This window comes from Mesorhizobium sp. M8A.F.Ca.ET.181.01.1.1 (assembly GCF_004792025.1).
In the GTDB taxonomy this organism is placed as follows: domain Bacteria; phylum Pseudomonadota; class Alphaproteobacteria; order Rhizobiales; family Rhizobiaceae; genus Mesorhizobium.
The window spans coordinates 1-312 of record NZ_SRTV01000203.1; the positions used below are offsets into that span (position 1 = coordinate 1).

Sequence of the window (312 nt, forward strand, 5' to 3'; positions counted from 1 at the left end):
ATCACATACAGCGACAGCGCCGGGCGCAGGCCGCCCTCGGCGAGCGTGAACGCGTCGACAACGCTGTCGGGCAGCATCGTGATCTTGTCGCCCGGCATGTAGACCGTCGACAAACGCGCGCGCGCAATCGCGTCGATTTCGTCGCCGCGCTGAATGCCGAGCGCCGGCGCGGCGATGTGCACGCCGATGCGCACGCGGCCGTCCGCGAGATGCTCGACGGAGAACGCGTCGTCGATTTCAGTGGTGGTTATGTCGTCAATGGAAAACGCCTGCACGGCCGCTTCCGGCAGATCGTCCGGCAAGCCGCCGAGC

The 312-nt window shown here is 67.0% G+C and carries 1 protein-coding gene; it reads right to left on the reverse strand.

Annotated elements, in window-relative coordinates; all coding sequences use genetic code 11:
• A partial coding sequence (locus tag EN824_RS34250) for an RNB domain-containing ribonuclease (RefSeq protein ID WP_135933217.1) occupies window positions 1-312 on the reverse strand: 312 nt, incomplete at both ends.